This window comes from Plastoroseomonas hellenica, assembly GCF_018129085.1.
Taxonomy (GTDB): Bacteria; Pseudomonadota; Alphaproteobacteria; order Acetobacterales; family Acetobacteraceae; genus Plastoroseomonas; species Plastoroseomonas hellenica.
Genome location: NZ_JAAGBB010000152.1, coordinates 1 through 746, shown reverse-complemented (window position 1 = coordinate 746; position 746 = coordinate 1). Strand labels below are relative to the sequence as shown.

Genomic DNA, 746 nt, shown 5'->3' with positions numbered 1-746 from the left:
CCGACGATCTCGACTTCCTCGCCCACCTTCACCACGCCGCGCTCAACACGACCCGTCACCACCGTGCCGCGCCCCGAGATCGAGAACACGTCTTCCACCGGCATCAGGAACGGACGGTCCGTCGCGCGCACCGGCTGCGGGATGAATTCATCCACCGCCGCCATCAGCTTCAGCACCGCCTGCTCGCCCTTCTCCGGATCCCGGTCCTCCAGCGCGCACAGCGCCGAGCCCGAGATGATCGGAATGTCGTCGCCCGGGAACTGGTAGGAGGACAGCAGCTCGCGCACCTCCATCTCCACCAGCTCCAACAGGTCCGGATCCGCCATGTCGGTCTTGTTCAGGAACACCACCAGCGCCGGAACGCCGACCTGGCGCGCCAGCAGGATGTGCTCGCGCGTCTGCGGCATCGGACCGTCCGCCGCCGACACCACCAGGATCGCGCCGTCCATCTGCGCCGCGCCCGTGATCATGTTCTTCACGTAGTCCGCGTGGCCAGGGCAATCCACATGCGCGTAGTGACGGTTCGCCGTCTCGTACTCCACATGCGCCGTCGAGATCGTGATCCCGCGGGCACGCTCCTCCGGCGCCTTGTCAATCTGGTCGTACGCCGTGAACGTCGCACCGCCAGACTTGGCCAGGACCTTCGTAATCGCCGCCGTCAGCGACGTCTTGCCGTGATCCACATGCCCGATCGTGCCGATGTTGCAGTGCGGCTTGTTCCGCTCGAACTTCGCCTTCGCCATGGT

1 protein-coding gene is annotated in these 746 nt (G+C 66.1%); it reads right to left on the bottom strand.

Annotated elements, in window-relative coordinates:
* The coding region (locus tag GXW71_RS34590) for an elongation factor Tu (RefSeq protein WP_211858628.1) at positions 1-743 on the bottom strand (743 nt) is incomplete at its 3' end.
* Between the last annotated feature and the right edge of the window lie 3 nt (positions 744-746).